Genomic DNA, 22,982 nt, shown 5'->3' with positions numbered 1-22,982 from the left:
GTGACGAACGTGAGCACCGACGATCTTCCCCTCGCCTCCGCCGGCGGTTGCGGCGACGGCTGCGCCTGTGGCGCCGACGGTGACGAGGAGTACCTGGAGAGCGGGCTCGACCCCGCACTCGCCGAGCTGCTGGCCGCCGCCGGGCTCGACCCGATCGAGGTCGAGGACGTCGCCAACGTGGCCATCCAGGAAGATCTGGACGGCGGCGTGGACGTGACGACCGTCGCCACCATCCCCGAGGAGGCGGTGGCCACCGGCGACTTCACCGCGCGCGAGGGGGGCGTCGTGGCGGGCCTCAGGGTCGCCGAGGCCGTGCTCTCCGTGGTCTGCACCGACGAGTTCGAGGTCGAGCGGCACGTCGACGACGGCGACCGGATCGAGGCCGGGCAGAAGCTGCTGTCGGTCACCACGCGCACGCGTGACCTGCTGACCGCCGAGCGCAGCGCGCTGAACATCCTGTGCCGCCTGTCCGGCATCGCGACCGCCACGCGCGCGTGGGCGGACGAGCTGGAGGGCACGAAGACGAAGGTCCGCGACACCCGCAAGACGACCCCGGGCCTGCGTTCGCTGGAGAAGTTCGCGGTCCGCGCGGGCGGCGGCGTCAACCACCGCATGTCGCTGTCCGACGCGGCCCTGGTGAAGGACAACCACGTGGTCGCCGCCGGTGGCGTGGCGCAGGCTTTCAAGGCCGTACGGGAGAACTTCCCGGACATCCCGATCGAGGTCGAGGTCGACACCCTGCACCAGCTGCGCGAGGTCGTCGACGCGGGCGCCGACCTGATCCTGCTGGACAACTTCACGCCCGGCGAGTGCGCGGAGGCCGTCGGCATCGTCGGCGGCCGGGCGCTGTTGGAGGCCTCCGGCCGGCTGACGATCGGCAACGCGCGCGTGTACGCCGACACCGGCGTGGACTTCCTGGCGGTCGGCGCGCTCACCCACTCCTCGCCGATCCTGGACATCGGCCTGGACCTGCGCGAGGCGGAGTAACGGCGATGCTCCTCACGATCGATGTCGGCAACACCCACACCGTCCTCGGCCTGTTCGACGGCGAGGACATCGTCGAGCACTGGCGCATCTCCACGGACGCCCGCCGCACGGCGGACGAGCTGGCGGTGCTGCTCCAGGGCCTGATGGGCATGCATCCGCTGCTCGGCGAGGAGCTGGGCGACGGCATCGACGGCATCGCGATCTGCGCGACCGTCCCGTCGGTGCTGCACGAGCTGCGCGAGGTCACCCGGCGCTACTACGGCGACGTCCCCGCCGTCCTGGTCGAGCCGGGTGTGAAGACGGGCGTGCCGATCCTCACCGACAACCCCAAAGAGGTCGGCGCGGACCGCATCATCAACGCGGTCGCGGCCGTAGAGCTGTACGGCGGTCCGGCGATCGTCGTCGACTTCGGTACGGCGACCACGTTCGACGCGGTCTCCGCGCGCGGGGAGTACGTCGGCGGGGTCATCGCGCCCGGCATCGAGATCTCCGTGGACGCGCTCGGCGTCAAGGGCGCGCAGCTGCGCAAGATCGAGGTGGCCCGGCCGCGCAGCGTGATCGGCAAGAACACCGTCGAGGCCATGCAGTCCGGCATCGTGTACGGCTTCGCCGGGCAGGTCGACGGGGTCGTCAGCCGGATGGCCCGGGAGCTCGCCGACGACCCGGACGATGTGCGGGTGATCGCCACGGGCGGGCTCGCGCCGATGGTGCTGGGGGAGTCCTCGGTGATCGACGAGCACCAGCCGTGGCTGACGCTGATCGGGCTGCGCCTGGTGTACGAGCGGAACGTCTCGCGTCTGTGAGGGAGCCGGCGCCCGAGGAGCGGGCGCCGGTCTTCTCGTCTCGTGGTTTCCCGTCCCGTGGTTTCCTGTCGCGGTTTTCCTGTCGCGTGTTTTCGGGTTCCACGCGTGTGTGTCCGTGCTCCGGTGCGGTAGCCCCGGTCGAGGGAAACCGGGAGCGACACGCGGTGAAACTACGCACTAATTCGTCACTTTTGTCCGATTAGCGGTAGCGTCGCCGCATGCCCACGCCATACGGATCCCGCGGCGGCATGGCGTTCGGCGTGGAGGAGCTGCGTGTGCTCCGCCATGCCCTCGCCCTCGCCCTTCACCCCGGCCAAGCGTCCGCCGAGGACGTACAGGACATTTTCCGGCTCGCCGAGTCGCTCGACGAGGCGATGAGCGAGGGGGCAAGAATGCGCGCTTTCCTGGTGGCCGACCTCGCCCGGTACCGGGCCGCACTCCCGGGCACCGCCACCGGCTATCTCGCCCTCCTGGAGGAGGCGCTGGGCGCCGGGCACCGGCCGACGCCGGACGACCTCGCCGCACTGCGCGCGCTGCGCGGGAACCCGGTGGCGGCGGCGCTGTTGGACCGCTGTCAGAAGCTGGCCGAGCAGGACGTACGGGCCCGGTTCGCGCAGGGCGGCAGGACCGTCCCCGCTCCCGCCGTACCGCCCGCACGGACGCGCCTGATGGCCCTTCCGGGCGGCGCGGGAGAGGCCGGGGCCGGGCAGGGCGAGGAGTCGCCGAAACCCGCGCAGAAGCCCGCTCCGAAGCCCGCGCCGGCACCTGCGGAGCGGCCCGTGACGGAACCGGCCGCGCCCAAGCGGCCCATCCCGACGCCGGGGGAGGTCTTCCCGCGCCGCAAGCCGGCACCCCCGGCGGACCCGGCCGAGACCCGTCAGCTGGCCGCCGGCTGAACCACCTCCCCCGGCCCGCGCCGGGGGGTTCGCGCACCCCGCACCTTTCGCCCGGTCCGCCCTGGCTACCCTGGACTCATGGACTACGTCTCCGCGCTCGTGCCGCCGGTCGTGATGGCCGTGTTCTTCATCGGTTTGGTCAGGGTGATCGTAAAGACCCAGGGCGGCGCCGCCAAGGCCAAGGAGGACGCGGCCGTCGACGCCGCCCTCGCACGTGCGGAGAACGCGCGCCAGGCCCCCGCCGCCGGCGACGCCTGAGTTCCGTCCCGCCCCGGCGTCCGAGGCGCCGTCCCGCCCCGGCGCAGGGCCGCCGCTAGCGGGTGCGACTTCGAGTCGTACGCCCTTTTTGTTCCTATTCATGGAGTTAGCGCACGTCCGGCACGTCATTGTCGGGATCTCCCACTATTGTTCTGAGTTGTGCCTCGCCCATTGGGAGAACTCGAAGACGCGGTCATGACGCGGGTGTGGAAGTGGAACCGCCCGGTGACTGTTCGAGAAGTCCTGGAAGACCTCCAGCAGGAACGGTCGATCGCGTACACCACCGTGATGACCGTTTTGGACAATCTCCATCAGAAGGGCTGGGTGCGCCGCGAGGCCGAAGGGCGGGCCTATCGATATGAGGCCGTCTCGACGCGAGCCGCCTACGCCGCCGCCCTCATGAACGACGCCTGGTCGCAGAGCGACAACCCGGCCGCCGCTCTCGTCGCCTTCTTCGGGATGATGAGCGAGGAACAGCGTCAGGCACTCAGTGACGCCGTACGCATCGTCCAGGGTCCGGAAACCCCGGAAGCCTCCGAACCGCGGCAAGCCGAGAACCCCGGCTCGGCAGAGGGCGCGGACGGGCGATAGCGTCCGCTCATGTCAGCAGCGCGTCCCGAAGTCTCCGCAAAAGCCCTCACGGTCCGGCGTGCCCGGACCGGCGATGTGCCGGCCGTACGCAACCTCCTCGACGCCTACGTCCGTGAGCGCATCCTGCTCGACAAAGCCACGGTCACGCTTTACGAGCACATCCAGGAGTTCTGGGTCGCGGAACGCGACGACAACGCCGAGGTGGTCGGCTGCGGTGCCCTGCATGTGATGTGGGAGGACCTCGCGGAAGTCCGCACTCTCGCGGTGAAGCCCGGTCTCAAGGGCGCGGGTGTGGGCCATCAGTTGCTGGAGAAGTTGCTGCAGACCGCGCGCTGGCTCGGCGTTCGCCGGGTTTTCTGCCTGACCTTCGAAGTGGACTTCTTCGGGAAGCACGGCTTCGTGGAGATCGGGGAGACACCGGTCGACACCGATGTGTACGCGGAGCTCTTGCGTTCCTATGACGAGGGCGTCGCCGAGTTCCTGGGTCTCGAACGAGTGAAACCGAACACCTTGGGCAACAGTCGGATGCTTCTGCATCTGTGATCGTCTTTGCCCAGGTGCCCTATGTCCGAAACGCGCATGTTTCCGGGCGGAGGCGGCCGGGCGGCCCTCTGCCAGGGGTTTGTGTTTTTCCGGCAAAAGCGGTTTGCTTTCCGACGTACTGCAGTACTGCATATAACAGGGGCGGCGAAACGGCGGACGCCGCAGACCCCTGGCCCTCAACGTTATCGATGAAAGGAAATCCGGTGGCACAGAAGGTTCAGGTCCTTCTTGTCGACGACCTCGACGGCGGCGAGGCGGACGAGACGGTGACGTTCGCGCTGGACGGCAAGACGTACGAGATCGATCTCACGACCGCCAATGCGGACAAGCTGCGGGGTCTTCTCGACGCCTATGTGAAGGGCGGTCGTCGTACGGGTGGCCGTGCCTCGGGCGGACGTGGAAAGGCGCGTGCCGCTTCCGGTGGCAATCAGGACACCGCGGCGATCCGCGCCTGGGCGAAGGAGAACGGCTACGAGGTCAACGACCGCGGCCGTGTTCCCGCGTCCATTCGCGAGGCCTACGAGAAGGCCAACGGCTGAACCCGTCGGCAGGCGGTCGGCAGTCCGGCGCGCAGACGCCGCAGCCGGACCCGGTGGCACTCTGCGGCCACCGTGTCCACCAGTCGTACGAGATCGGGGGCGCTTCCCGCGCGTCCCACGGCCGGCATCGCCGGCAGCGAGGCCTCGACCTCGCCTCCAGGACCAGGGGGCCGCAGCCATACGGCGGCCCCCTGAACCGGTCCGGCCCCCGGCGCAGCGGCTCCGGGCGGCTCCGGTGTGTGCGCCCCGGCGGGTGGAAGCGGCGCCTCCATCGCGTCGCCAGCGCCCAGGACCCGCAGATCGAGGGTGACGGCGCTCCACTCCAGCCAGTCCAGCAGCCCCGGCATCTCCTCCGCGCTGCCCACGGCCACCAGAAGCTCCATCCGGTCCCCCTTGAGGGCCACCGGAGAGCCCGGCGCGAGATGCCTGAGCGCCCCCGTGCCCGCCTCGGCCGGCACGTCCAGGACGTCGAACCGCATCCCGGTGAGCAACCGCAGCGGCCGTCCGGGCACGGTCGCCCATCCCAGATCGTTCTCGTACCAGTGGCGGGTCCGGGCATCCGGGCAGACTGATGGAGCACAGGACTCCGGTTCCGGATCGAGGGGCCGGCGGGGAAGGGGGACCGTATGAGCAGCGACATCATGAGCAGCGGCATCGCGCGTCATGGGGTCCGAGGGAGCCATGGGGTCCGTGGGGGGCGAGGGGGGCGTGGGGAACGAGCCAGCCATGCCACGTGCAACCGCCCAAGCGACGGGCAAGTTACGCTGAGTGTCTTCTCGATCGCACAGAGTCCCCATGGAGGGGGGCGCGTGGGGGTGCGGAGAGGCGCAGGGTTGTTCGCCCATAGCGGAGGGAACGGGTGCGCGCGGCATGGAGTGTCGGCCCCAGCGGGTAAGACATGCCTAGTGGGAGGGGGCGACACGCAGGACGGGTCGTCTCACGTTCGCCATCGGCGTACTGACGATGAGGGTAACTGCCTGGCCTGCGGGAACATCGTCTCGCACCATCGGGTTGGAGCAGATGTCGGCGTTCGGGGTCAGGAGGCCAAGGACGGTGTCGGCAGTTGGAATGAGCGGTCCCCGCTTGCGGGACTAAGCTGCGGAAGGACAGGGAGGGGAAGTTCCCCCCACTGCCTGACCGCTCTGAGGAGCGATTAACGATGTTCGAGAGGTTCACCGACCGCGCGCGGCGGGTTGTCGTCCTGGCTCAGGAAGAAGCCCGGATGCTCAACCACAACTACATCGGCACCGAGCACATCCTCCTGGGTCTCATCCACGAGGGTGAAGGTGTCGCCGCTAAGGCCCTGGAGAGCCTCGGCATTTCGCTTGAGGCGGTCCGCCAGCAGGTGGAGGAGATCATCGGCCAGGGCCAGCAGGCCCCGTCCGGGCACATCCCCTTCACCCCCCGTGCCAAGAAGGTCCTGGAGCTGTCGCTCCGCGAGGCTCTTCAGCTGGGCCACAACTACATCGGCACGGAGCACATCCTGCTCGGCCTGATCCGTGAGGGCGAGGGCGTAGCCGCCCAGGTCCTGGTCAAGCTGGGCGCAGACCTCAACCGGGTGCGGCAGCAGGTCATCCAGCTGCTCTCCGGTTACCAGGGCAAGGAGACCGCCACCGCCGGCGGCCCGGCCGAGGGCACCCCCTCGACCTCTCTCGTCCTGGACCAGTTCGGCCGGAACCTCACCCAGGCCGCTCGTGAGTCCAAGCTCGACCCGGTCATCGGGCGCGAGAAGGAGATCGAGCGGGTCATGCAGGTGCTGTCCCGCCGTACGAAGAACAACCCGGTCCTGATCGGTGAGCCCGGCGTCGGCAAGACCGCCGTCGTCGAGGGCCTCGCCCAGGCCATCGTCAAGGGCGAGGTGCCCGAGACCCTCAAGGACAAGCACCTCTACACCCTGGACCTCGGCGCCCTGGTCGCCGGCTCCCGCTACCGCGGTGACTTCGAGGAGCGCCTGAAGAAGGTCCTCAAGGAGATCCGCACCCGCGGCGACATCATCCTGTTCATCGACGAGCTGCACACGCTGGTCGGTGCGGGTGCCGCCGAGGGCGCCATCGACGCGGCGAGCATCCTGAAGCCGATGCTGGCCCGCGGCGAACTGCAGACCATCGGTGCGACCACCCTGGACGAGTACCGCAAGCACCTGGAGAAGGACGCGGCCCTGGAGCGCCGCTTCCAGCCCATCCAGGTCGCCGAGCCGTCCCTGCCGCACACGATCGAGATCCTCAAGGGCCTGCGCGACCGCTACGAGGCGCACCACCGTGTCTCCATCACGGACGAGGCCCTGGTCCAGGCCGCCACCCTGGCCGACCGCTACATCTCCGACCGCTTCCTGCCGGACAAGGCGATCGACCTGATCGACGAGGCCGGATCCCGGATGCGGATCCGCCGGATGACCGCTCCGCCGGACCTGCGCGAGTTCGACGAGAAGATCGCCGCCGTCCGCCGGGACAAGGAGTCCGCGATCGACTCGCAGGACTTCGAGAAGGCCGCCTCCCTCCGCGACAAGGAGAAGCAGCTCCTGGCCGCCAAGGCCAAGCGCGAGAAGGAGTGGAAGGCCGGCGACATGGACGTCGTCGCCGAGGTCGACGGCGAGCTGATCGCCGAGGTCCTCGCCACGGCCACCGGCATCCCGGTCTTCAAGCTGACCGAGGAGGAGTCCTCCCGCCTGCTGCGCATGGAGGACGAGCTCCACAAGCGGGTCATCGGCCAGGTCGACGCCGTCAAGGCGCTGTCGAAGGCGATCCGCCGTACGCGCGCCGGTCTGAAGGACCCGAAGCGTCCCGGTGGTTCGTTCATCTTCGCCGGCCCGTCCGGTGTCGGTAAGACCGAGCTGTCCAAGGCGCTCGCCGAGTTCCTCTTCGGCGACGAGGACGCGCTGATCTCCCTCGACATGTCGGAGTTCAGCGAGAAGCACACGGTCTCGCGTCTCTTCGGTTCCCCGCCCGGATACGTGGGTTACGAAGAGGGCGGCCAGCTGACCGAGAAGGTCCGCCGCAAGCCGTTCTCCGTCGTCCTCTTCGACGAGGTCGAGAAGGCCCACCCGGACATCTTCAACTCGCTGCTGCAGATCCTGGAGGACGGTCGCCTGACCGACTCCCAGGGCCGGGTCGTGGACTTCAAGAACACGGTCATCATCATGACGACCAACCTCGGCACCCGGGACATCTCCAAGGGCTTCAACCTGGGCTTCGCGGCCGCGGGTGACACGAAGACCAACTACGAGCGCATGAAGAACAAGGTGTCGGACGAGCTGAAGCAGCACTTCCGCCCCGAGTTCCTCAACCGCGTCGACGACGTGGTCGTCTTCCCGCAGCTGACGCAGGAGGACATCCTGCGGATCGTCGACCTGATGATCAGCAAGGTGGACGAGCGCCTGAAGGACCGGGACATGGGCATCGAGCTGTCCCAGTCCGCCAAGGAGCTGCTGGCCAAGAAGGGTTACGACCCGGTGCTGGGCGCGCGTCCGCTGCGCCGCACGATCCAGCGCGAGGTCGAGGACACGCTGTCGGAGAAGATCCTCTTCGGCGAGCTGCGTCCCGGTCACATCGTGGTCGTGGAGACCGAGGGCGACGGCGACTCCGCCACCTTCACCTTCCGGGGTGAGGAGAAGTCGGCGCTGCCCGACGTCCCGCCGATCGAGCAGGCGGCCGGCGGTGCCGGTCCGAACCTGAGCAAGGACGCCTAAGCCTCAGGCCTCCGGCGGATCAGCCGAGTCGAAGGGGCCGGTGCCTTCGGGCACCGGCCCCTTCGCCGTACCCGGCGGACTTCAGAAGGCCCAGGGACGGGACGGCGGGGCACCACCTCGGCGTCCGGAAAGTGGGCCGCGTAGGCTCACGTGCAGGACTTCGACCCCGGCCAGCCTTGGGCCGCGCGGCATCCCGAACGCGGGGCCGAGCGGTTCCTCGCCGCATCCGACCGCCTCCAGGCTCAGACAGGCGGCGTCCAGCGGCCAGCGGTCCGGTGAATTGCTGAGGTCAATGCCGTAGATCGTGAGCATGCCGTGTTTTGCGGCCAGGTATTGCAGATATACCGGATCTCGAATCCGATGTCCTGGGCGGCCTTCAGCAGTGGCGTGACCAGTGATGACGCCAGCTTTCCGCCGATGGCTGCGGGCTCCATCCGCCACCCCCGTGGTCGTACGACGACTGAGGCGCGCGGATGGAGCCTGGCCCGGTGATGGTGCCCTGCGTCAGGACAACTGTCCGTTGTAGTCCGGCAGTTTGAAGGTCTTCTCGGCGTGGCCGCCGGAAAGGTCGGAGGCGTTGTTGCCGATGTTCGCGACGATCGTGTAGCCCTTGTTCTCGATGTCGACGCGCTGGGCGGTCTTGTAGGCGGCGACGTCCTTGAAGAGGTCGAACAGGCCGCGCACATAGAGGCCGGAGACGTCGTAGCCGTCGTGTTCCAGGTTGTACTCGGTGGGCAGGTAGATGATGCCCGGACGGGCCGTCACGAAGAACAGCTTGACGCCGTGCTCCTGGGCGTACTTCGCGACGTTCAGGACGGGCTTGTTGGCCGGCTGCGGGTAGCTGAAGCCGAAGTCGGTCTCCAGGGTGGTGTTGTCGATGTCGAAGACGATCGCCTGCTTCTCGCCCGGCTCGGCGGCGGCGATCCGCGCCTTCAGATACGGCAGGGCCTGGTCCATCACCGTCTGGCAGTCCTTCTGCCAGGTGGCGTAGTCGACCTTCGCGGCGGACGCGGCGGACGCGGCGGACGCGGTGGCCGTGGAGGCGGAGGCGTCGGTGGCGCTGCTCGCCGTCGCGGCCTGGGCCGGGGCGGCCATGGCGGCCAGGGCGGCCACGCAGACGGCGGTGGCGGACATACGGCGAGCCCAGGGGCCTCTGGTCATCGGTGGGGGTTCCTCTCACGTCCGGACGCATGACGTAAATGTCAGGGGCATGAATGTCAGGGGCATGATCTGAGGTGAGGGTGTCGCGAGGGAAACCGTAAGGTTACTGGACGGTAGGTGCCTAGAGGTGTGCGTCACATTTCCGTGATCACCGGTTTGAAGACCCGGTGATAAGCCGCACAGGCGATATATCCCTTACTAACCTGGATAGTGGGATCGGTCGGCCGGGCGAAGGGGACTTTGGTCCCGGAACCGTACCGGAAAGGACGCCGTCGCCTGCGGTGCTGACCGAAGGATCGCAGGGCTGTCAAAAAGTGGGCGGATTTGCCGTCATCTACTACCGGACGCCGTAGACAAGCGTTTTGGGGCGTCCGGGGCGCTCGGTTACCAAGGGATGGCCACCCGGCGGACCGTCAGTCCGCCGGGTGGCGGTTCTGTCCCCGAATCCACGAGGTTTCGATGTTCCAGCGCGCCACGTCCCGCTCTTCCTGTACGTCCTCGCTCCGCGCCCGCATGGCCGTTCTGGCCGCCGGTGCCGGGGCCACGGCCGTCGCGGGGGCCGGGGTCGCGAGCGCCGCCGCGCCCTCCGCCGCCTGGGTCGACCCGGTGAAGAAGTACACGCTGTCGGCCGGCTACATGCAGGCCGGCGCCATGTGGCAGGCCAAGCACAGCGGTCAGGACTTCGCGGTGCCGACCGGCACCGAGGTCGTCGCCATCCATGGCGGCACCGTGGTCAAGGCCGGCCCGAACGGCGCCGGTGACGGCCCGGCGTACGGCAACGCCGTCGTCGTCAAGCACGGCAGCGGCGCCTACTCGCAGTACGCGCACCTGTCCCGGATCGACGTCAGGGCCGGCCAGATCGTCAAGACCGGACAGCGCATCGCCCTGTCCGGCTCCACCGGCAACTCCTCCGGCCCGCACCTGCACTTCGAGATCCGCACGACCCCGAACTTCGGCTCCGCCGTCGACCCGGTCGCCTTCCTGCGCACCAAGGGCGTCCGCTTCTGATCCAGGCCCTAGTTCTTCCCGCAGCCCTTCCCGTGGGCGCGCTCGTGTGCCTGGGTGATCAGATCCAGGGCGACCTCCAGGACAGCTGCGCGCTTCTTCTCGGGGTCGCCTTCCAGGTCCTGCATCACGAACATCCCGGCGTGCATCGTGAACATCGCGCTGACCGAGCGCACCTGGTCGACCAGTTCGGCGTCCGGGTCGATGAGGATGTCCCGCAGGCCGCGCATCCGGTCCTTGAAGGTGTCGCCGATGCGCAGTTCCCGGACCGTCGCCTGGTTCTCCTGCATGAAGCGGAACAGCGGCTCCGCGCCGGCGAGGGCCTCGCTGTAGCGCCGGACGATCTCCTGCTTGGTGTCCAGGGTGTGCGGCTGCTGCCGTCCCCACTCGATGAGTTCCTCCATCGGTTTCGTCAGGTCCTCGAAGAGGCTGACGATGATCTCTTCCTTCGTCTTGAAGTGGTAGTACAGGGCTGCCTTCGTGACGTCGAGACGCTCGGCGATCTCGCGCAGGGAGGTCTTCTCGTAGCCCTGCTCCGCGAAGAGTTCGAGCGCCACGTCCTGGATGCGCTGGCGGGTGTTGCCGCGGCGCTGCTGCTTGGGGCCGTTCATGGTGCCGCCCATCCTCGTACTCCTTGCGCTCCCACGGAAACTTACTTGACGCCCGGCTAGTTACAGGTCTACCTTCCCAGTGTAGTGAACTAGCCGGTCGGCAAGTAAGTGGGTTGTCGCAGGGGGAGTGGGGAAGAGATGGCGGACACGGTCGAAAGCGTCACGGACGCTCAACCCGAGGGCAAACGGCCCAGAAGCGTGCGAGTGGTCCTGCTCGCGCTCATGATCGCGATGATGCTCGCGATGCTCGACAACATGATCGTGGGTACGGCGATGCCGACGATCGTGGGCGACCTGGGGGGCCTGGAGCACCTGTCCTGGGTGGTCACCGGCTACACCCTCGCCACCGCGGCCTCGACCCCGATCTGGGGCAAGGTCGGCGACATGTACGGCCGCAAGGGCGCCTTCCTCAGCTCGATCGTGATCTTCCTGATCGGCTCGGCGCTCAGCGGCATGGCTCAGAACATGGGCGAGCTGATCGGTTTCCGGGCCGTGCAGGGGCTCGGCGCCGGCGGTCTGATGGTCGGTGTCATGGCGATCATCGGCGACCTGATACCGCCGCGGGAGCGCGGCAAGTACACCGGCATGATGGCCGGCGTCATGGCGCTGGCGATGATCGGCGGCCCGCTGGTCGGCGGCACCATCACCGACAACTGGGGCTGGCGCTGGTCGTTCTACATCAACCTGCCGCTGGGCGCCGTGGCCCTGGCGCTGGTCAGTGCCGTGCTGCATCTGCCCAAGAAGCGCGCGAAGGCGCGCATCGACTACCTGGGTGTCGCGCTGCTGACCGTCGGCATCACGGCGATCGTGCTGGTCACCACCTGGGGCGGCACCGAGTACGCCTGGACCTCCGCGCGCATCATGGAGCTGATCTCCATCGGCCTCGTCGCGCTGATCGGGTTCGTGTGGTGGCAGAGCAGGGCATCCGAGCCCGTGCTGCCGCTGCACATGTTCCGCAGCCGCAACTTCACCCTGATGTCCGTCATCGGCTTCATCACCGGTTTCGTGATGTTCGGCGCCACGCTCTATCTGCCGCTGTACCAGCAGTCGGTGCAGGGCGCCTCCGCCACCAACTCCGGTCTGCTGCTCCTGCCGATGCTGGGCGCGATGCTGGTGACCTCGATGGTCGCGGGCCGGGTCACCACCAACAGCGGCCGCTACAAGGTCTTCCCGATCGCCGGCGGCGCGCTGATGGCCGTCGGGCTGTATCTGCTGTCGACGATGGACACGGGTACGAGCCGCTTCACCTCGGGTGTCTTCATGGCTGTGGTGGGCCTCGGCATGGGCTGCCTGATGCAGATCACCATGCTGGTGGCGCAGAACAGCGTGGAGATGAAGGACATGGGCGTGGCGTCCTCGTCCGCGACCCTGTTCCGTACGCTCGGCTCGTCCTTCGGCGTCGCCATCATGGGCGCGCTGTTCAACGACAGGGTCAAGCACGTCATGGCCGAGCGGGCCGGTGCGCTGGGCAAGGGCGTCACCGAGAAGTCCGCGCAACTGGACGCGAAGCACCTCAAGATGCTGCCGCCCGTGATCCGGGACGCGTACCAGTACGCGGTGTCCGCCGGTATCCACGCGGCCTTCCTGCCGGCCGCGGCGATCTCGGTGGTCGTACTGATCGCGGCGCTGTTCGTGAAGGAGGTGCCCCTCAGGAGCGGGGCGCCCAAGCCTTCGGCGGACGGCGACGGCGACGGCGACGAGGACGCGGCGCCGATGGCCGTGGTCGAGGCCGTGTGAGCCCTGCCTGAACGGAAGACCCCGGGTCGGTGTCCGCCCCCGGGGTCTTCCTCGTTCTCCGTCCGGAGCCGATGTCTCCGTCCGGAGTCGATGTCAGTGCTCCGTGTCACCATCGGCTGCATGGACAAGGTGGGGCGGCTGCGTCTGGCCAAGGACGCGATGGACCGGGACTGGGCGGACCCCGGTCTCGACCTGGACGCGGTGGCCGCCTGCGCCGGGTACTCCCGGTATCACTTCCTGCGCGCTTTCAAGGACGTCTACGGCGAGACACCCGGCCGGTATCTGACCCACCGGCGCATCGAGCGGGCCGAGGAGATGCTGCGCTGTGCCGACCTCACCGTGACCGAGATCTGCACGCTCGTCGGCTTCAGCAGCCTCGGCACGTTCTCCACCCGCTTCAGGGCGCGCACGGGACTGACCCCGAGCGAGTACCGCGCCCGGCATGTGGGCCGAGGCGCCTCCCTGATACCCGGCTGCTACGCCATGTTCTGGGCCGGCGGATTCAGCACCGCAAGATCGGAGAAGCGCTCCGGGCCCGGCTCTGCCTACGGTGACGAAGGGGGATCCGCCCCGGCGGACGGCACCGCCGACGGCACCAGCACAGCCGACAGGAGAGCAGAACGATGATCAAGGGGCTTGCCATCACGACCGTCTGGGTCCTCGACCAGGACCGGGCCAAGGAGTTCTACACCGAGAAGCTGGGCCTGGAGGTCCGTACGGACATGACCATGGGCGAGGGCGGCATGCGCTGGCTCACCGTCGGCGCCCCCGGTCAGCCCGACGTGGAGCTGACGCTCATGGTGCCGGGGCCGCCGGCGATGGACCCCGAGTCCGCCGAGATGATGCGCAAGCTGGTCGCCAAGGGCGCGCTGGGCGCCGGCGTCCTGGCGACCGATGACATCCACGGGGACTACAAGAGACTCAAGGACCGCGGCGTGGAGTTCCTGCAGGAACCCCAGGAGCGGCCGTACGGCACGGAGGCGCTCTTCCGGGACGACTCCGGGAACTGGTTCTCGTTCACCCAGCGCCGTGCGGGAGGCCTCGACCTGGAGCGGGACTGGGCCTGCTGAGTCCGGGCCTGCTGAGTCCGGGCCGGCTCAGGCCGCGCCGCCCGAGAGCGGCAGCATCGGATAGCTGCCGGTGCTGGTCGGGGCGTGCTCCGGGAGCCACAGCACGGCCACCGCGCCTTCCGCGGGAATGCCGTCGGGGAGCCCCGGCGGCCGTACGTTGCGGAACGTCAGCCGGGCGCCGAGCACCCGGGCCTGGCCCGCGGCGATGGTCAGGCCCAGCCCGTGGCCCGTACCGGCGCGGTCCATGCTGCCGGTGCGGAAGCGGCTCGGCCCCTCGGCGAGCAGCTCTTCCGGGAAGCCCGGACCGTGGTCGCGGACCCGGATCACCCGGCCCTCGACGGTCACCTCGATCGGCGGCCGGCCGTGCCTGGCGGCGTTGGCGAGCAGGTTGAACAGCACCCGCTCCAGCCGGCGCGGGTCGGTCGTGACCGCCGACTCGTGCACCACCCGTACGGTGACCTCCGGGTCCTTGGCCGCCACGCGCCGGGCGATGAAGTCGCCGAGCATGATGTCCTGCAGCTCGGCCCGCTCCGACGCGCTGTCCAGGCGGGCCACCTCCAGGACGTCCTCGACGAGCGTGCGCATGGCCTTCGCGCGGTCCAGGACCAGTTCCGTCGGCCGGCCCGGCGGGAGCAGCTCGGCGGCCGTGAGCAGACCCGTCACCGGGGTGCGCAGCTCGTGCGCGATGTCGGCGGTGACCCGCCGCTCGGCCTCCAGCCGCTGCCGCAGTGCGTCCGCCATGGCGTCCACGGCGCGCGCGAGATCGTCGGTCTCGTCCCGTACGACCCCGCCGATGGCCTCCCGCACCCGGACATCGGTCTCGCCCTTGGCGACCTGGTTCGCGGCGGCCGCCGCCTTGCGCAGCCGCCGGGACAGCTGCCCGCCGATCAGCACACCGAGCGCGCTGCCGCAGAACACGACCGCGACGGAGCCGATGACCAGCGCCTGGTCGAGGTCCTTCATCACATCGGTGGAACGATCCGGCATATGGCTGTGCAGGGACAGCACATGCCCGTCCTTGGTCGGCACGGCCGCCCAGATGTCCGGAATCCCGCCGTTGTCGGTGACATCACTGGCCTTGCGGCCGTTCTCGACCTTCTCGCGCAGCGCCGTCGGCAGATCGGGGTCGTTGACCTTGACGTTGGGGAAGTTCGGCCGCCGGTTCAGTTCGTAGTTGCGCTGCGCGATCTGGACGCGCTGATTGGCCAGGTCGCGTGCGTTGTCGAGCATCGAGACCCGAGCCGCGTTGTGCACGACCAGGCTCAGTGCGATCGCCACCAGCCCGGCGACCAGCGCGATCGCCGCGCTGAGCTTCCATCTGAGCCCGGTGTGCAGGCCCGCGCGCTCCATGCGCCGGAGCGGATACCGAAGAATCCCCCGCATACCCGCCCCGCTCAGGCCTTCAGCTTGTAGCCGAAGCCGCGGACCGTCTCGATCCGGTCCTGGCCGATCTTCTGCCGCAGCCGCTGCACATGCACGTCGACGACCCGGGTGTCCCCGCCCCAGCCGTAGTCCCACACGCGCTCCAGCAGCTTGTCGCGGGAGAGCACGGTGCCCGGCGCGGAGGAGAACTCCAGCAGCAGCCGCATCTCGGTCGGGGTGAGCGCGACCGGCTGACCGGCCCGGAGCACTTCCATGCCCTCAGTGTCGATCTCCAGGTCCCCGAAGGTGAGGCTTCCGCCGGTCACCGTCTCCTCGGTGGCCTCGGTCCGGTCGCTGCCGCCCGCGTGTCCGAAGCGGCGCAGCACGGCCCGGATCCGCGCGACCAGCACGGCCCCGTCGAACGGCTTGGTCACATAGTCGTCGGCGCCCGCCTCCAGGCCGAGGACGACGTCGATGGAGTCGGCGCGCGCCGACAGCATGATCACCGGAACGGTCGACTCGTCGCGGATACGACGGCACAGACTGACGCCGTCCAGGCCGGGGACCATGACGTCCAGCAGGGCGATGTCGGGGCGGTCGGCCCGGAACGCCTCCAGGCCCGACAGGCCGTCGGGCATGGCGGTGACCGCGAAGCCGTCCCGCTCCAGAGCGAGCTGGGTGGCCTCACGGATGACGTCGTCGTCCTCGACGAACAGGACGTGGGTCTGGTCTGCCATCCCGGTGCTCTCAGTCCTCGTGGTGTGCTTGTGGGGGATCAGTTGTCCGGCGAGGGCTCCGTGTCGTTGCCTGCCCTGCTGTAGTCGGTCTCGTGGCTGTCGACTTCGGTGAACCGGCCCGCCTTCCAGCTGTACGTGATCACGATCTCCCGGGACGGGTTCGACACCGGGTCGTCCGTCTCGTAGACCTGTTTGGTCACGGCCAGTTTGGTGCCGTCGATGTCCGAGTAGACCGGCGACCCCTCCGCCTTGAAGACATTCTCGTACGTGCCCTCGACGTTCCGGTACACGTATACACCGATGCCCACCTCGTCACCGCAGCTCCAGACATTGACGAGGACGTCGTTGACCGATCCGCCGGTCAGATAGCCGTAGGTGGCCTTGACCGGGTAGCCGTCGCCGCTGCATGGCTGCAGCTCGCGTTTCACCGCCGGGGAGACCTTCGGGTCCTGCTTGATCAGCGAGACCGCGTCCACCCGCCGAAAGCCCCCGGACGGGCTGGGTGAGGGAGGGGCGACGGCACCCGCGACCGCCGAGGCGTGTGCCGGGCCCTCGTCCCGGGCACCCGTGCCCCCCTTGCCGCACGCGGCGACCAAAAGGGCAAGGGCGGCGAGCACGGCCCCCACCGTGATCACCGCCTGCGTACTGCCTCGGGCCCGGTCGGGCCCGGCCTCGGTCAGGCCGCGCAACGCTCCCGCTCCTCACGCTCCAGCGCGCGTGCGTCCAGATCGCGGGCCTCCAGCTCCTCACGGAGCCGGGCGAGCGCCCGGTGCAGCGTGCTCTTGACCGTACCGGCCGACATGCCGAGGGCCGCGGCCGTCTCCTCAGTGGACATCTGCTCCCAGTGTCGCAGCACCACGACACTGCGCTGCTTCGGTGCGAGCACCTTCATGACATCCATCAGCAGGGCCCGGTCGGCGTGCTGCTCGGTGGAGTCGTCCACGGAGGCGTCCGGCAGCTGCTCGGTCGGGACCTCCTCCAGCTTGCGCGCCCGCCACCACTCCGTACGGGTGTTGATCATGACTCGGCGCAGATAGGCGTCGGCCAGCCGCTTGTCGGCGATGCCCTCCCAGCGGCCGTACGTACGCACCAGCGCCGTCTGCAGCAGGTCCTGGGCGTCGACGGGGTCCGGCACCAGCCGGCGGGCGCTGCGCAGCAGCGCGTCCTGCCGGGTACGGACGTACTCTTCGAATTCGAGCACCTCGCCCTGAGCCATGATCAACCGCCTCCGTTCCCCGTTCACTCCGGCTCTCGCCTGAAGCTCCGCATCCCCGTGTCCGGTGGTCTGCCGGGCACGGAAAAGAAGCTACGGAGCGCTTGTCACGGCGTTGTCCGAACCAGCCTTCGGCTAGCAATCGGCTATCCGTCGGTTGTGTAACGGCCTAGGGATCGGGGTAAGCGGGCGGCCCGTTATGTCCCTTTCTGTGGGCCTTTGTCGGGTGAATGGCTCCGTAACGAAGCCCCGAGAGCTGTGACTTGGCTGTCCGTCAGCTCAGCGGCAGTCGGTACAGACCGCCCGGCAGCGGCTCCACCAGACCGTCCGTGACGAGCCCGTCGAGCGCGCGGGCGCGCTGCACCGGCTCGTGCCACACCCGGTCCAGCACCCCCTGCGGCACCGGCGTGTGCGCCTCCCGCAGCACCGCGAGCAGCTTGCCGCGCACCTGCCGGTCTGTACCGGCGTACGTCTGCCCCCGGCGTGGCGGCCCCGCGTGCTCCGGCTTCCCGGCCAGCCGCCAGGCGCACTGCGCGGCGATCGGGCACCGCCCGCACCCCTCGTTCTTCGCCGTGCACACCAGCGCGCCCAGCTCCATGGAGGCGGCGGCCCAGCGCGCGGCCGTGCTCTCGCTCTCGGGCAGCAGCTCACGGGCGAGCCGGCGCTCGGCGGCCGTCGTCGCGTTCGGCGGGTACTGCACCCCGGTCACCGCCCGCGCGAAGACCCGGCGCACATTGGTGTCCAGCACCGGATGCCGCTGCCCGTACGCGAACGAGGCCACCGCGGCGGCCGTGTACTCGCCGATGCCGGGCAGTGCCAGCAGCTGCCCGTGATCCGTCGGTACGTCCCCGCCGTGCCGCTCCGTTATGGCGACCGCGGCGCCGTGCAGCCGCAGGGCCCGGCGCGGGTAACCGAGCCGGCCCCAGGCGCGCACCGCCTCGCCGGGCGCCTCCTTCGCCAGGTCGGCGGGCCGCGGCCAGCGGCTCAGCCACTCCTCGTAGACGGGCAGCACCCGGTTGACCGGGGTCTGCTGGAGCATGAACTCGCTGACCATCACACCCCACGGGCCCGCCTCCGGGCGGCGCCAGGGGAGGTCGCGGGCATGGGCGTCGAACCAGGCGATCACAGGGGTGTGAAGCATCTCAGTCATGGCTTTCCGATCCTCCCACGGCTCGGCGTCCATGGCGGGTGACGGCGCGGTCACTCAGCGTCGTCATGTACGAAAGGTCGCACCGGTGACGGCAGTTACCGGGATGATGATCCGGAAAAGTTGCCGTCCGGGCGGCGGGTGGCGCAAGTAAGCACACCGATCTCTCGTACAGTTTGGGCCGTGGGATCTCTGCGCAATCCGGTCGGACCGCTTCCCTCCTCGATCTACTGGCGAAGGAGGGTCGTACTGCTGTCCGTGGTCGCCGTGTTGGCGCTGGTGGTCACGTGGATCGTCACCGCCGGCGGCGGAGGCGGCAAGAAGAACGCCGACGCGTCCAACGGCAAGAATCCCGCACACACCATCACGCCGGGGCCTTCCCCGTCCGGGCCCGCGATCAGCCAACACCCGGGCGGACGCGACGGATCGGGCGGCGGGGACTCCAGCGGAGGCGGTTCCGGCGGCGACGGGGGGCCGGACACCGGCTCCTCCGGTGCCGGCGCGGGCGGCGGCTCCGCTTCGGGCTCCGGCGGCGCCGTCGGTACCGGCGACGCGCTCCCGGCGTCCTCCGCGCTCCCCGACTGTGCTTCCTCCGCAGTGGCGTTGAGCCTGCGCAGCCTGCACAACTCCTACTCGCCGGACCAGACGCCGACCTTCGAACTCACCGCGAAGAACAGCTCGTCCGCCGACTGCAAGGTCGATCTCGGGCCGAAGAACACGGTGTTGACCGTCACGCCGGCGGATGGGGACCACGCGTTCTGGTCGTCCGCCGACTGCCCCGAGAGCCCCGGAAGCCTGGTGTTCAAGGTGCCCGCGGGGCAGAGCATCACGTACACCGTGAAGTGGGACCGCAAGCCGAGTGCGCCGCAGTGTGCGACGCGCTCCGGGGGTTCGGCCGGGACCGGGACGTATCTGCTGGAGGCGAAGGCGCCGGGGTTCGGGAAGGTGCAGGCGTCTTTTGTGCTGTCGGCCGACTGAGCAGGGCCTCTGTGGGCTGTCCAGGACGGTCGGGAAAGGGGACACCCCCGGTCTCGGCGAGGCCGGGGGTGTCTCTTCACTGTGGTGTGAACTGAGGTTCAGCTCCAGTACTGGTCCCCGACTGGGGCACCCTGGTTTTCCCTGTCGGTGTAGGCCGCCCCCCCGTCGCCCCCCGTGAGGACGAGCCCGGTGGCCTTGTCCTTAAGGACCCAGCCGGTGGATTTGTGGATCTCGTACCACTTCTGGTAGTCGCCACCGTTGCAGTCGAGAAGGTACACGTCACCGTTGCTGTTGCTGTCGAGGCACTTCCCGGCGGCATCGTGCTTCATGACGTAGGTGCCGTCGGACTGCTTGAATTCGTCCCACCACACGGTAATGCTCTGGCCGGGGTCTACGCCTTCCCCCGACGTACGGACCCGGTGGTTGACGTACTGCAGATACCCGCCGACCCAGTTGTTCTTCCAGGTCACGCGGTTGCCGGCAGCGAACGCCTGCCCTGTGCCCGCAAGGGTCAGGGCCGGGGCGAGAACCGCCGCGGCGACGAACGTGCCGATGAGGCGCTTGTTCATGAGACTTCCCCCTACACGGTTCGAATTGGAAATCGAACGCTTTGGTCGAGGGAAAGCTATCCCACCGTGATCGCCGCGGACAAGGTCGTTTGGATCAACTGAGGGAAGGTGCGAGCGAGTTGGGGGCACCGGGCCGGAATCAGACGTACCGCTCCAGAATGGAGGACTCGGCCAGCCGCGACAGACCTTCCCGAACGCTCCGCGCCCGGGCCTCGCCCACACCGTCCACGGTCTGCAGGTCGTCCACACTCGCGGCGAGCAGCTTCTGCAGCCCTCCGAAGTGCTCCACCAGCCGATCGATGATCGCGCCCGGCAGACGCGGAACCTTCGCCAGCAGCCGGAAGCCCCGCGGGGACACCGCGGAGTCCAGTGTCTCGGGCGACCCGGTGTAGCCCAGCCCGCGCGCCACCGTGCTGAGCTCCAGCAGCTCCGCATGGCTCAGCGCGTCCAGCTCGTACAGCGCCTCCTCGACCGTGCGGGAGCGCTTCGCCGTCGGCTCGGGGACGTAGTCCCGGACGACCAGCTCGCGGTCGGGCTCGACCCCGGCGATCAACTCTTCCAGCTGGAGTGCGAGAAGGCGCCCGTCCGTGCCCAGTTCGACCACGTATTCAGCGATCTCGGTGGCGATGCGGCGGACCATTTCCAGGCGCTGTGCGACGGCGGACACGTCCCGCACCGTCACCAGGTCCTCGATCTCCAGCGCCGAGAGGGTGCCGGCCACCTCGTCCAGACGCAGCTTGTACCGCTCCAGCGTGGCCAGCGCCTGGTTCGCCCGGGACAGGATCGCCGCCGAGTCCTCCAGGACCCGGCGCTGACCGTCGACGTAGAGGGCGATCAGCCGCATCGACTGGGAGACGGAGACCACGGGGAAGCCGACCTGCTTGCTGACCCGGTCCGCCGTACGGTGCCGGGTGCCGGTCTCCTCCGTCGGGATCGTCGGGTCCGGCACCAGCTGCACACCGGCGCGCAGGATCTTCCCCAGGTCCGAGGAGAGCACGATGCCGCCGTCGAGCTTGCACAGCTCCCGCAGCCGGGTCGCGGTGAACTCCACGTCCAGCACGAAACCGCCCGTGCACATCGCCTCGACCGTCTTGTCGGAGCCGAGGACGATGAGCCCGCCGGTGTTGCCGCGCAGGACGCGTTCGAGGCCGTCGCGCAGGGCCGTACCGGGAGCCACGGCGCTCAGCGAGGCGCGCATCAGGCCATCGGAACCGGCACTCCCACCGGACTTTCCGGGAGCTGCTGCCCGGTCGTTGGCTGCCACTGCACTCCTCCGGTCGCAGGATCTGACGCGCTCCCGTACCCGCACTCGGTTCGTACGGACGGGCGAGACCTGGGCAAAGTCTACCGGCGCTCCTCCGCCTCCCGGGGGGCCTCTCGGCGACGCGAGCGCGGCAGCACCCGCAGCGCGTCCCCCATGTCGGCCACTTCCAGGACCTTCATGCCGGGCGGCACCTTGCCCGGATCGGTGGGCACGAGCGCGTGCGTGAAGCCCAGCCGGTGTGCCTCGGAGAGCCTGCGCTGCACGCCCGTGACCCGTCTGACCTCGCCCGCGAGGCCCACCTCGCCGATGGCCACCAGATTCTTCGGCAGCGGAGTGTCGCTGGCGGCGGAGGCCAGCGCGAGCGCGACGGCGAGGTCGGCGGCCGGCTCCGACAGCTTCACCCCGCCCACCGTCGCGGAGTAGATGTCCCGCTTGCCGAGCGCGCTGATCCGGCCGCGCTGCTCCAGGACGGCCAGCATCATCGACACGCGCGAGGTCTCCAGGCCCGAGGTCGTACGCCGCGGGGAGGGGATCTGGGAGTCGACGGTCAGCGCCTGCACCTCGGCCACCAGCGGGCGGCGGCCCTCCAGGGTGACGGTCAGACAGGTGCCCGGGACCGGTTCGGCCCGACGTGTCAGGAAGAGTCCGCTGGGGTCGGCGAGGCCCGTGATGCCCTCGTCGTGCAGCTCGAAGCAGCCGACCTCGTCCGTGGCGCCGTAGCGGTTCTTCACGCCCCGGACGAGACGGAGACGCGCGTGCCGGTCGCCCTCGAAGTGGAGCACGACGTCCACGAGGTGCTCCAGCAGGCGCGGACCCGCGATCGCTCCGTCCTTCGTGACATGGCCCACCAGCAGCGTGGACATCCCGCGGTCCTTGGAGGCGCGGATCAGGGCGCCGGCCACCTCGCGGACCTGGGCCATGCCGCCGGGCGCGCCCTCGATCTCCGGGGAGGCGACGGTCTGCACCGAGTCGAGGATCAGCAGGGACGGCTTCACCTCGTCCAGGTGGCCGAGGACGGCCGACAGATCGGTCTCGGCCGCCAGATACAGCTCGTCGTGCAGGGCGCCGATGCGGTCCGCGCGCAGCCGCACCTGGCTCGCCGACTCCTCGCCGGTGACATACAGCGTGCGGTGCTCGGCGCTCGCCGACTTGGCGGCCACGTCCAGCAGCAGCGTGGACTTGCCGACGCCGGGCTCGCCGGCGAGCAGCACGACCGCACCGGGGACGAGACCGCCGCCGAGCACCCGGTCCAGCTCGGGCACGCCGGTCGTGCGGGCGGTGGCCTGCCGGCCGTCGACCTGGCCGATGGGCAGCGCGGAGCTGGTGACGCGGCCGGGCGCCGTCGTACGGACCGCGGGCGCGCCGTACTCCTCGACCGTGCCCCAGGCCTGGCACTCGGGGCAGCGGCCGAGCCACTTGGCCGTCTGCCAGCCGCACTCGGTGCAGCGGTAGGACGGGCGGTCCTTGGTGGTCTTGGTACGGGCAGCCATGCGGAAACCGTAGCCCGCGGCACTGACAACCGGGCCCCGGGCCGGGGAAGAGCCTCCCTGGCCCGTCGATGGGATGAACGGTCCGTCGATGGGATGAACGGGCTGCCTGTGGGATGAACAGGCCGTCCGTGCGATGAACGGTCTGCGGGTGCGATGAACGACCCATGGGTGGGATGAGCGGTCCGGGGAAGGGTGAACAGGTATCGGCCACGACCCATCGGGATCGAGCCATGGAACAAAGGGTTCCTGTCCCCTTATGAGGGATCGTTTCACCCGTACGGATTAAAAGTGCTCAAGGTTCGAGATGGGGCACTCCGGCGCCGCCTACGGTCGCAC

General features: G+C 69.3%; 24 protein-coding genes. 13 read left to right on the top strand and 11 right to left on the bottom strand.

Features of this window, described 5'->3' with window-relative positions; genetic code table 11:
- The first annotated feature begins 9 nt into the window (after positions 1 to 9).
- The 7 genes from nadC (at position 10) to IE277_RS24950 (ending at position 4,617) form a co-directional block, all read left to right on the top strand.
- Positions 10 to 987, top strand: coding sequence for a carboxylating nicotinate-nucleotide diphosphorylase (gene nadC, locus IE277_RS24980; protein WP_189955934.1), 978 nt, complete (start codon positions 10 to 12; stop codon positions 985 to 987).
- 5 nt (positions 988 to 992) lie between these two features.
- Entirely contained in the window at positions 993 to 1,790 is a 798-nt protein-coding gene (locus IE277_RS24975; RefSeq protein ID WP_189955933.1) for a type III pantothenate kinase, read from the top strand.
- Between the two features lie 248 nt (positions 1,791 to 2,038).
- Positions 2,039 to 2,686, top strand: a complete 648-nt coding sequence (locus IE277_RS24970; RefSeq protein ID WP_189956068.1) for a hypothetical protein — start codon at positions 2,039 to 2,041, stop codon at positions 2,684 to 2,686.
- A gap of 78 nt (positions 2,687 to 2,764) precedes the next feature.
- Positions 2,765 to 2,944 carry a hypothetical protein gene (locus tag IE277_RS24965; protein WP_189955932.1) on the top strand — a complete coding sequence of 60 codons (180 nt, stop codon included), beginning with the start codon at positions 2,765 to 2,767 and terminating at the stop codon, positions 2,942 to 2,944.
- Between the two features lie 195 nt (positions 2,945 to 3,139).
- Positions 3,140 to 3,535: a BlaI/MecI/CopY family transcriptional regulator gene (locus tag IE277_RS24960; protein WP_229881947.1), complete on the top strand. Its 396-nt coding sequence runs from the start codon at positions 3,140 to 3,142 to the stop codon at positions 3,533 to 3,535.
- A 9-nt stretch (positions 3,536 to 3,544) separates the two neighbouring features.
- Positions 3,545 to 4,078 (top strand): amino-acid N-acetyltransferase, encoded by a 534-nt coding sequence (locus IE277_RS24955; protein WP_189955930.1) that lies wholly within the window; start codon positions 3,545 to 3,547, stop codon positions 4,076 to 4,078.
- A 203-nt stretch (positions 4,079 to 4,281) separates the two neighbouring features.
- On the top strand, positions 4,282 to 4,617 hold the full coding sequence (locus IE277_RS24950) for a histone-like nucleoid-structuring protein Lsr2 (RefSeq protein ID WP_158923397.1): 336 nt from the start codon (positions 4,282 to 4,284) through the stop codon (positions 4,615 to 4,617).
- On the opposite strand, the gene IE277_RS24945 is transcribed toward IE277_RS24950, so the two are convergent.
- Positions 4,596 to 5,282: an SCO3374 family protein gene (locus IE277_RS24945; RefSeq protein WP_189955929.1), complete on the bottom strand. Its 687-nt coding sequence runs from the start codon at positions 5,280 to 5,282 to the stop codon at positions 4,596 to 4,598. The two genes, IE277_RS24950 and IE277_RS24945, sit on opposite strands and share 22 nt — an antisense overlap.
- Positions 5,283 to 5,776: 494 nt before the next feature.
- Here IE277_RS24945 and IE277_RS24940 point away from each other — a divergent pair, with 494 nt between their 5' ends.
- Entirely contained in the window at positions 5,777 to 8,302 is a 2,526-nt protein-coding gene (locus IE277_RS24940) for an ATP-dependent Clp protease ATP-binding subunit (protein ID WP_189955928.1), read from the top strand.
- A gap of 504 nt (positions 8,303 to 8,806) precedes the next feature.
- On the opposite strand, the gene IE277_RS24935 is transcribed toward IE277_RS24940, so the two are convergent.
- Complete coding sequence (locus tag IE277_RS24935) at positions 8,807 to 9,463, bottom strand: HAD family acid phosphatase (RefSeq protein WP_189955927.1); 657 nt, start codon at positions 9,461 to 9,463, stop codon at positions 8,807 to 8,809.
- Between the two features lie 459 nt (positions 9,464 to 9,922).
- On the opposite strand from IE277_RS24935, the gene IE277_RS24930 reads away from it, so the two are divergent.
- On the top strand, positions 9,923 to 10,471 hold the full coding sequence (locus IE277_RS24930; RefSeq protein WP_189955926.1) for a M23 family metallopeptidase: 549 nt from the start codon (positions 9,923 to 9,925) through the stop codon (positions 10,469 to 10,471).
- An 8-nt stretch (positions 10,472 to 10,479) separates the two neighbouring features.
- On the opposite strand, the gene IE277_RS24925 is transcribed toward IE277_RS24930, so the two are convergent.
- Positions 10,480 to 11,091: a TetR/AcrR family transcriptional regulator gene (locus IE277_RS24925; RefSeq protein ID WP_189955925.1), complete on the bottom strand. Its 612-nt coding sequence runs from the start codon at positions 11,089 to 11,091 to the stop codon at positions 10,480 to 10,482.
- A gap of 126 nt (positions 11,092 to 11,217) precedes the next feature.
- Between IE277_RS24925 and IE277_RS24920 the strand changes: the two genes are divergently transcribed.
- The 3 genes from IE277_RS24920 to IE277_RS24910 all read left to right on the top strand — a co-directional run bounded on the left by IE277_RS24920 (position 11,218) and on the right by IE277_RS24910 (position 13,886).
- Positions 11,218 to 12,816 (top strand): MDR family MFS transporter, encoded by a 1,599-nt coding sequence (locus IE277_RS24920; RefSeq protein WP_189955924.1) that lies wholly within the window; start codon positions 11,218 to 11,220, stop codon positions 12,814 to 12,816.
- Between the two features lie 120 nt (positions 12,817 to 12,936).
- A complete protein-coding gene (locus IE277_RS24915; RefSeq protein WP_189955923.1) occupies positions 12,937 to 13,443 on the top strand; it encodes a helix-turn-helix transcriptional regulator in 507 nt (168 codons plus the stop codon).
- Positions 13,440 to 13,886, top strand: a complete 447-nt coding sequence (locus IE277_RS24910) for a VOC family protein (RefSeq protein ID WP_189955922.1) — start codon at positions 13,440 to 13,442, stop codon at positions 13,884 to 13,886. Before IE277_RS24915 ends, IE277_RS24910 begins: the two co-directional genes overlap by 4 nt.
- Before the next feature lie 27 nt (positions 13,887 to 13,913).
- Here the strand turns inward: IE277_RS24910 and cseC are convergent, their stop codons facing one another.
- The 5 genes from cseC to IE277_RS24885 form a co-directional block, all read right to left on the bottom strand.
- Positions 13,914 to 15,269 (bottom strand): two-component system sensor histidine kinase CseC, encoded by a 1,356-nt coding sequence (gene cseC, locus IE277_RS24905; RefSeq protein WP_189955921.1) that lies wholly within the window; start codon positions 15,267 to 15,269, stop codon positions 13,914 to 13,916.
- An 11-nt stretch (positions 15,270 to 15,280) separates the two neighbouring features.
- Complete coding sequence (cseB, locus tag IE277_RS24900; protein WP_189955920.1) at positions 15,281 to 15,985, bottom strand: two-component system response regulator CseB; 705 nt, start codon at positions 15,983 to 15,985, stop codon at positions 15,281 to 15,283.
- Between the two features lie 38 nt (positions 15,986 to 16,023).
- Positions 16,024 to 16,674: a hypothetical protein gene (locus IE277_RS24895; protein ID WP_189955919.1), complete on the bottom strand. Its 651-nt coding sequence runs from the start codon at positions 16,672 to 16,674 to the stop codon at positions 16,024 to 16,026.
- A complete protein-coding gene (locus IE277_RS24890; protein WP_030751823.1) occupies positions 16,662 to 17,201 on the bottom strand; it encodes a SigE family RNA polymerase sigma factor in 540 nt (179 codons plus the stop codon). The genes IE277_RS24895 and IE277_RS24890 overlap by 13 nt, the downstream gene beginning before the upstream one ends.
- Positions 17,202 to 17,472: 271 nt before the next feature.
- The gene (locus IE277_RS24885; RefSeq protein ID WP_308433424.1) at positions 17,473 to 18,348 is read right to left on the bottom strand and encodes an HhH-GPD family protein; all 876 of its coding nucleotides are present in this window, start codon (positions 18,346 to 18,348) and stop codon (positions 17,473 to 17,475) included.
- A 180-nt stretch (positions 18,349 to 18,528) separates the two neighbouring features.
- On the opposite strand from IE277_RS24885, the gene IE277_RS24880 reads away from it, so the two are divergent.
- A complete protein-coding gene (locus IE277_RS24880; RefSeq protein WP_189955918.1) occupies positions 18,529 to 19,323 on the top strand; it encodes a hypothetical protein in 795 nt (264 codons plus the stop codon).
- 98 nt (positions 19,324 to 19,421) lie between these two features.
- On the opposite strand, the gene IE277_RS24875 is transcribed toward IE277_RS24880, so the two are convergent.
- From IE277_RS24875 to radA, 3 genes are all read right to left on the bottom strand, one after another.
- Complete coding sequence (locus IE277_RS24875) at positions 19,422 to 19,892, bottom strand: RICIN domain-containing protein (RefSeq protein WP_189955917.1); 471 nt, start codon at positions 19,890 to 19,892, stop codon at positions 19,422 to 19,424.
- A gap of 139 nt (positions 19,893 to 20,031) precedes the next feature.
- Positions 20,032 to 21,156: a DNA integrity scanning diadenylate cyclase DisA gene (gene disA / locus IE277_RS24870; RefSeq protein ID WP_189955916.1), complete on the bottom strand. Its 1,125-nt coding sequence runs from the start codon at positions 21,154 to 21,156 to the stop codon at positions 20,032 to 20,034.
- Between the two features lie 80 nt (positions 21,157 to 21,236).
- On the bottom strand, positions 21,237 to 22,646 hold the full coding sequence (radA, locus tag IE277_RS24865) for a DNA repair protein RadA (RefSeq protein WP_189955915.1): 1,410 nt from the start codon (positions 22,644 to 22,646) through the stop codon (positions 21,237 to 21,239).
- Between the last annotated feature and the right edge of the window lie 336 nt (positions 22,647 to 22,982).

The organism is Streptomyces alanosinicus, from assembly GCF_014650595.1.
Classification (GTDB): Bacteria; Actinomycetota; Actinomycetes; order Streptomycetales; family Streptomycetaceae; genus Streptomyces; species Streptomyces alanosinicus.
This window is presented reverse-complemented; position numbering and strand designations above follow the sequence as displayed.

What these genes read in the sequence shown, in the direction of transcription:
- IE277_RS24975 (WP_189955933.1), top strand. Translation starts at nt 993, where the DNA reads ATGCTCCTCACGATCGATGTCGGCAACACCCACACCGTCCTCGGCCTG.
- IE277_RS24970 (WP_189956068.1), top strand. Translation starts at nt 2,039, where the DNA reads ATGGCGTTCGGCGTGGAGGAGCTGCGTGTGCTCCGCCATGCCCTCGCC.
- IE277_RS24965 (WP_189955932.1), top strand. Translation starts at nt 2,765, where the DNA reads ATGGACTACGTCTCCGCGCTCGTGCCGCCGGTCGTGATGGCCGTGTTC.
- IE277_RS24960 (WP_229881947.1), top strand. Translation starts at nt 3,140, where the DNA reads ATGACGCGGGTGTGGAAGTGGAACCGCCCGGTGACTGTTCGAGAAGTC.
- IE277_RS24955 (WP_189955930.1), top strand. Translation starts at nt 3,545, where the DNA reads ATGTCAGCAGCGCGTCCCGAAGTCTCCGCAAAAGCCCTCACGGTCCGG.
- IE277_RS24945 (WP_189955929.1), bottom strand. Translation starts at nt 5,282, where the DNA reads ATGACGCGCGATGCCGCTGCTCATGATGTCGCTGCTCATACGGTCCCC.
- IE277_RS24940 (WP_189955928.1), top strand. Translation starts at nt 5,777, where the DNA reads ATGTTCGAGAGGTTCACCGACCGCGCGCGGCGGGTTGTCGTCCTGGCT.
- IE277_RS24935 (WP_189955927.1), bottom strand. Translation starts at nt 9,463, where the DNA reads ATGACCAGAGGCCCCTGGGCTCGCCGTATGTCCGCCACCGCCGTCTGC.
- IE277_RS24930 (WP_189955926.1), top strand. Translation starts at nt 9,923, where the DNA reads ATGTTCCAGCGCGCCACGTCCCGCTCTTCCTGTACGTCCTCGCTCCGC.
- IE277_RS24925 (WP_189955925.1), bottom strand. Translation starts at nt 11,091, where the DNA reads ATGGGCGGCACCATGAACGGCCCCAAGCAGCAGCGCCGCGGCAACACC.
- IE277_RS24920 (WP_189955924.1), top strand. Translation starts at nt 11,218, where the DNA reads ATGGCGGACACGGTCGAAAGCGTCACGGACGCTCAACCCGAGGGCAAA.
- IE277_RS24915 (WP_189955923.1), top strand. Translation starts at nt 12,937, where the DNA reads ATGGACAAGGTGGGGCGGCTGCGTCTGGCCAAGGACGCGATGGACCGG.
- IE277_RS24910 (WP_189955922.1), top strand. Translation starts at nt 13,440, where the DNA reads ATGATCAAGGGGCTTGCCATCACGACCGTCTGGGTCCTCGACCAGGAC.
- cseC (WP_189955921.1), bottom strand. Translation starts at nt 15,269, where the DNA reads ATGCGGGGGATTCTTCGGTATCCGCTCCGGCGCATGGAGCGCGCGGGC.
- cseB (WP_189955920.1), bottom strand. Translation starts at nt 15,985, where the DNA reads ATGGCAGACCAGACCCACGTCCTGTTCGTCGAGGACGACGACGTCATC.
- IE277_RS24890 (WP_030751823.1), bottom strand. Translation starts at nt 17,201, where the DNA reads ATGGCTCAGGGCGAGGTGCTCGAATTCGAAGAGTACGTCCGTACCCGG.
- IE277_RS24885 (WP_308433424.1), bottom strand. Translation starts at nt 18,348, where the DNA reads ATGACTGAGATGCTTCACACCCCTGTGATCGCCTGGTTCGACGCCCAT.
- IE277_RS24875 (WP_189955917.1), bottom strand. Translation starts at nt 19,892, where the DNA reads ATGAACAAGCGCCTCATCGGCACGTTCGTCGCCGCGGCGGTTCTCGCC.
- radA (WP_189955915.1), bottom strand. Translation starts at nt 22,646, where the DNA reads ATGGCTGCCCGTACCAAGACCACCAAGGACCGCCCGTCCTACCGCTGC.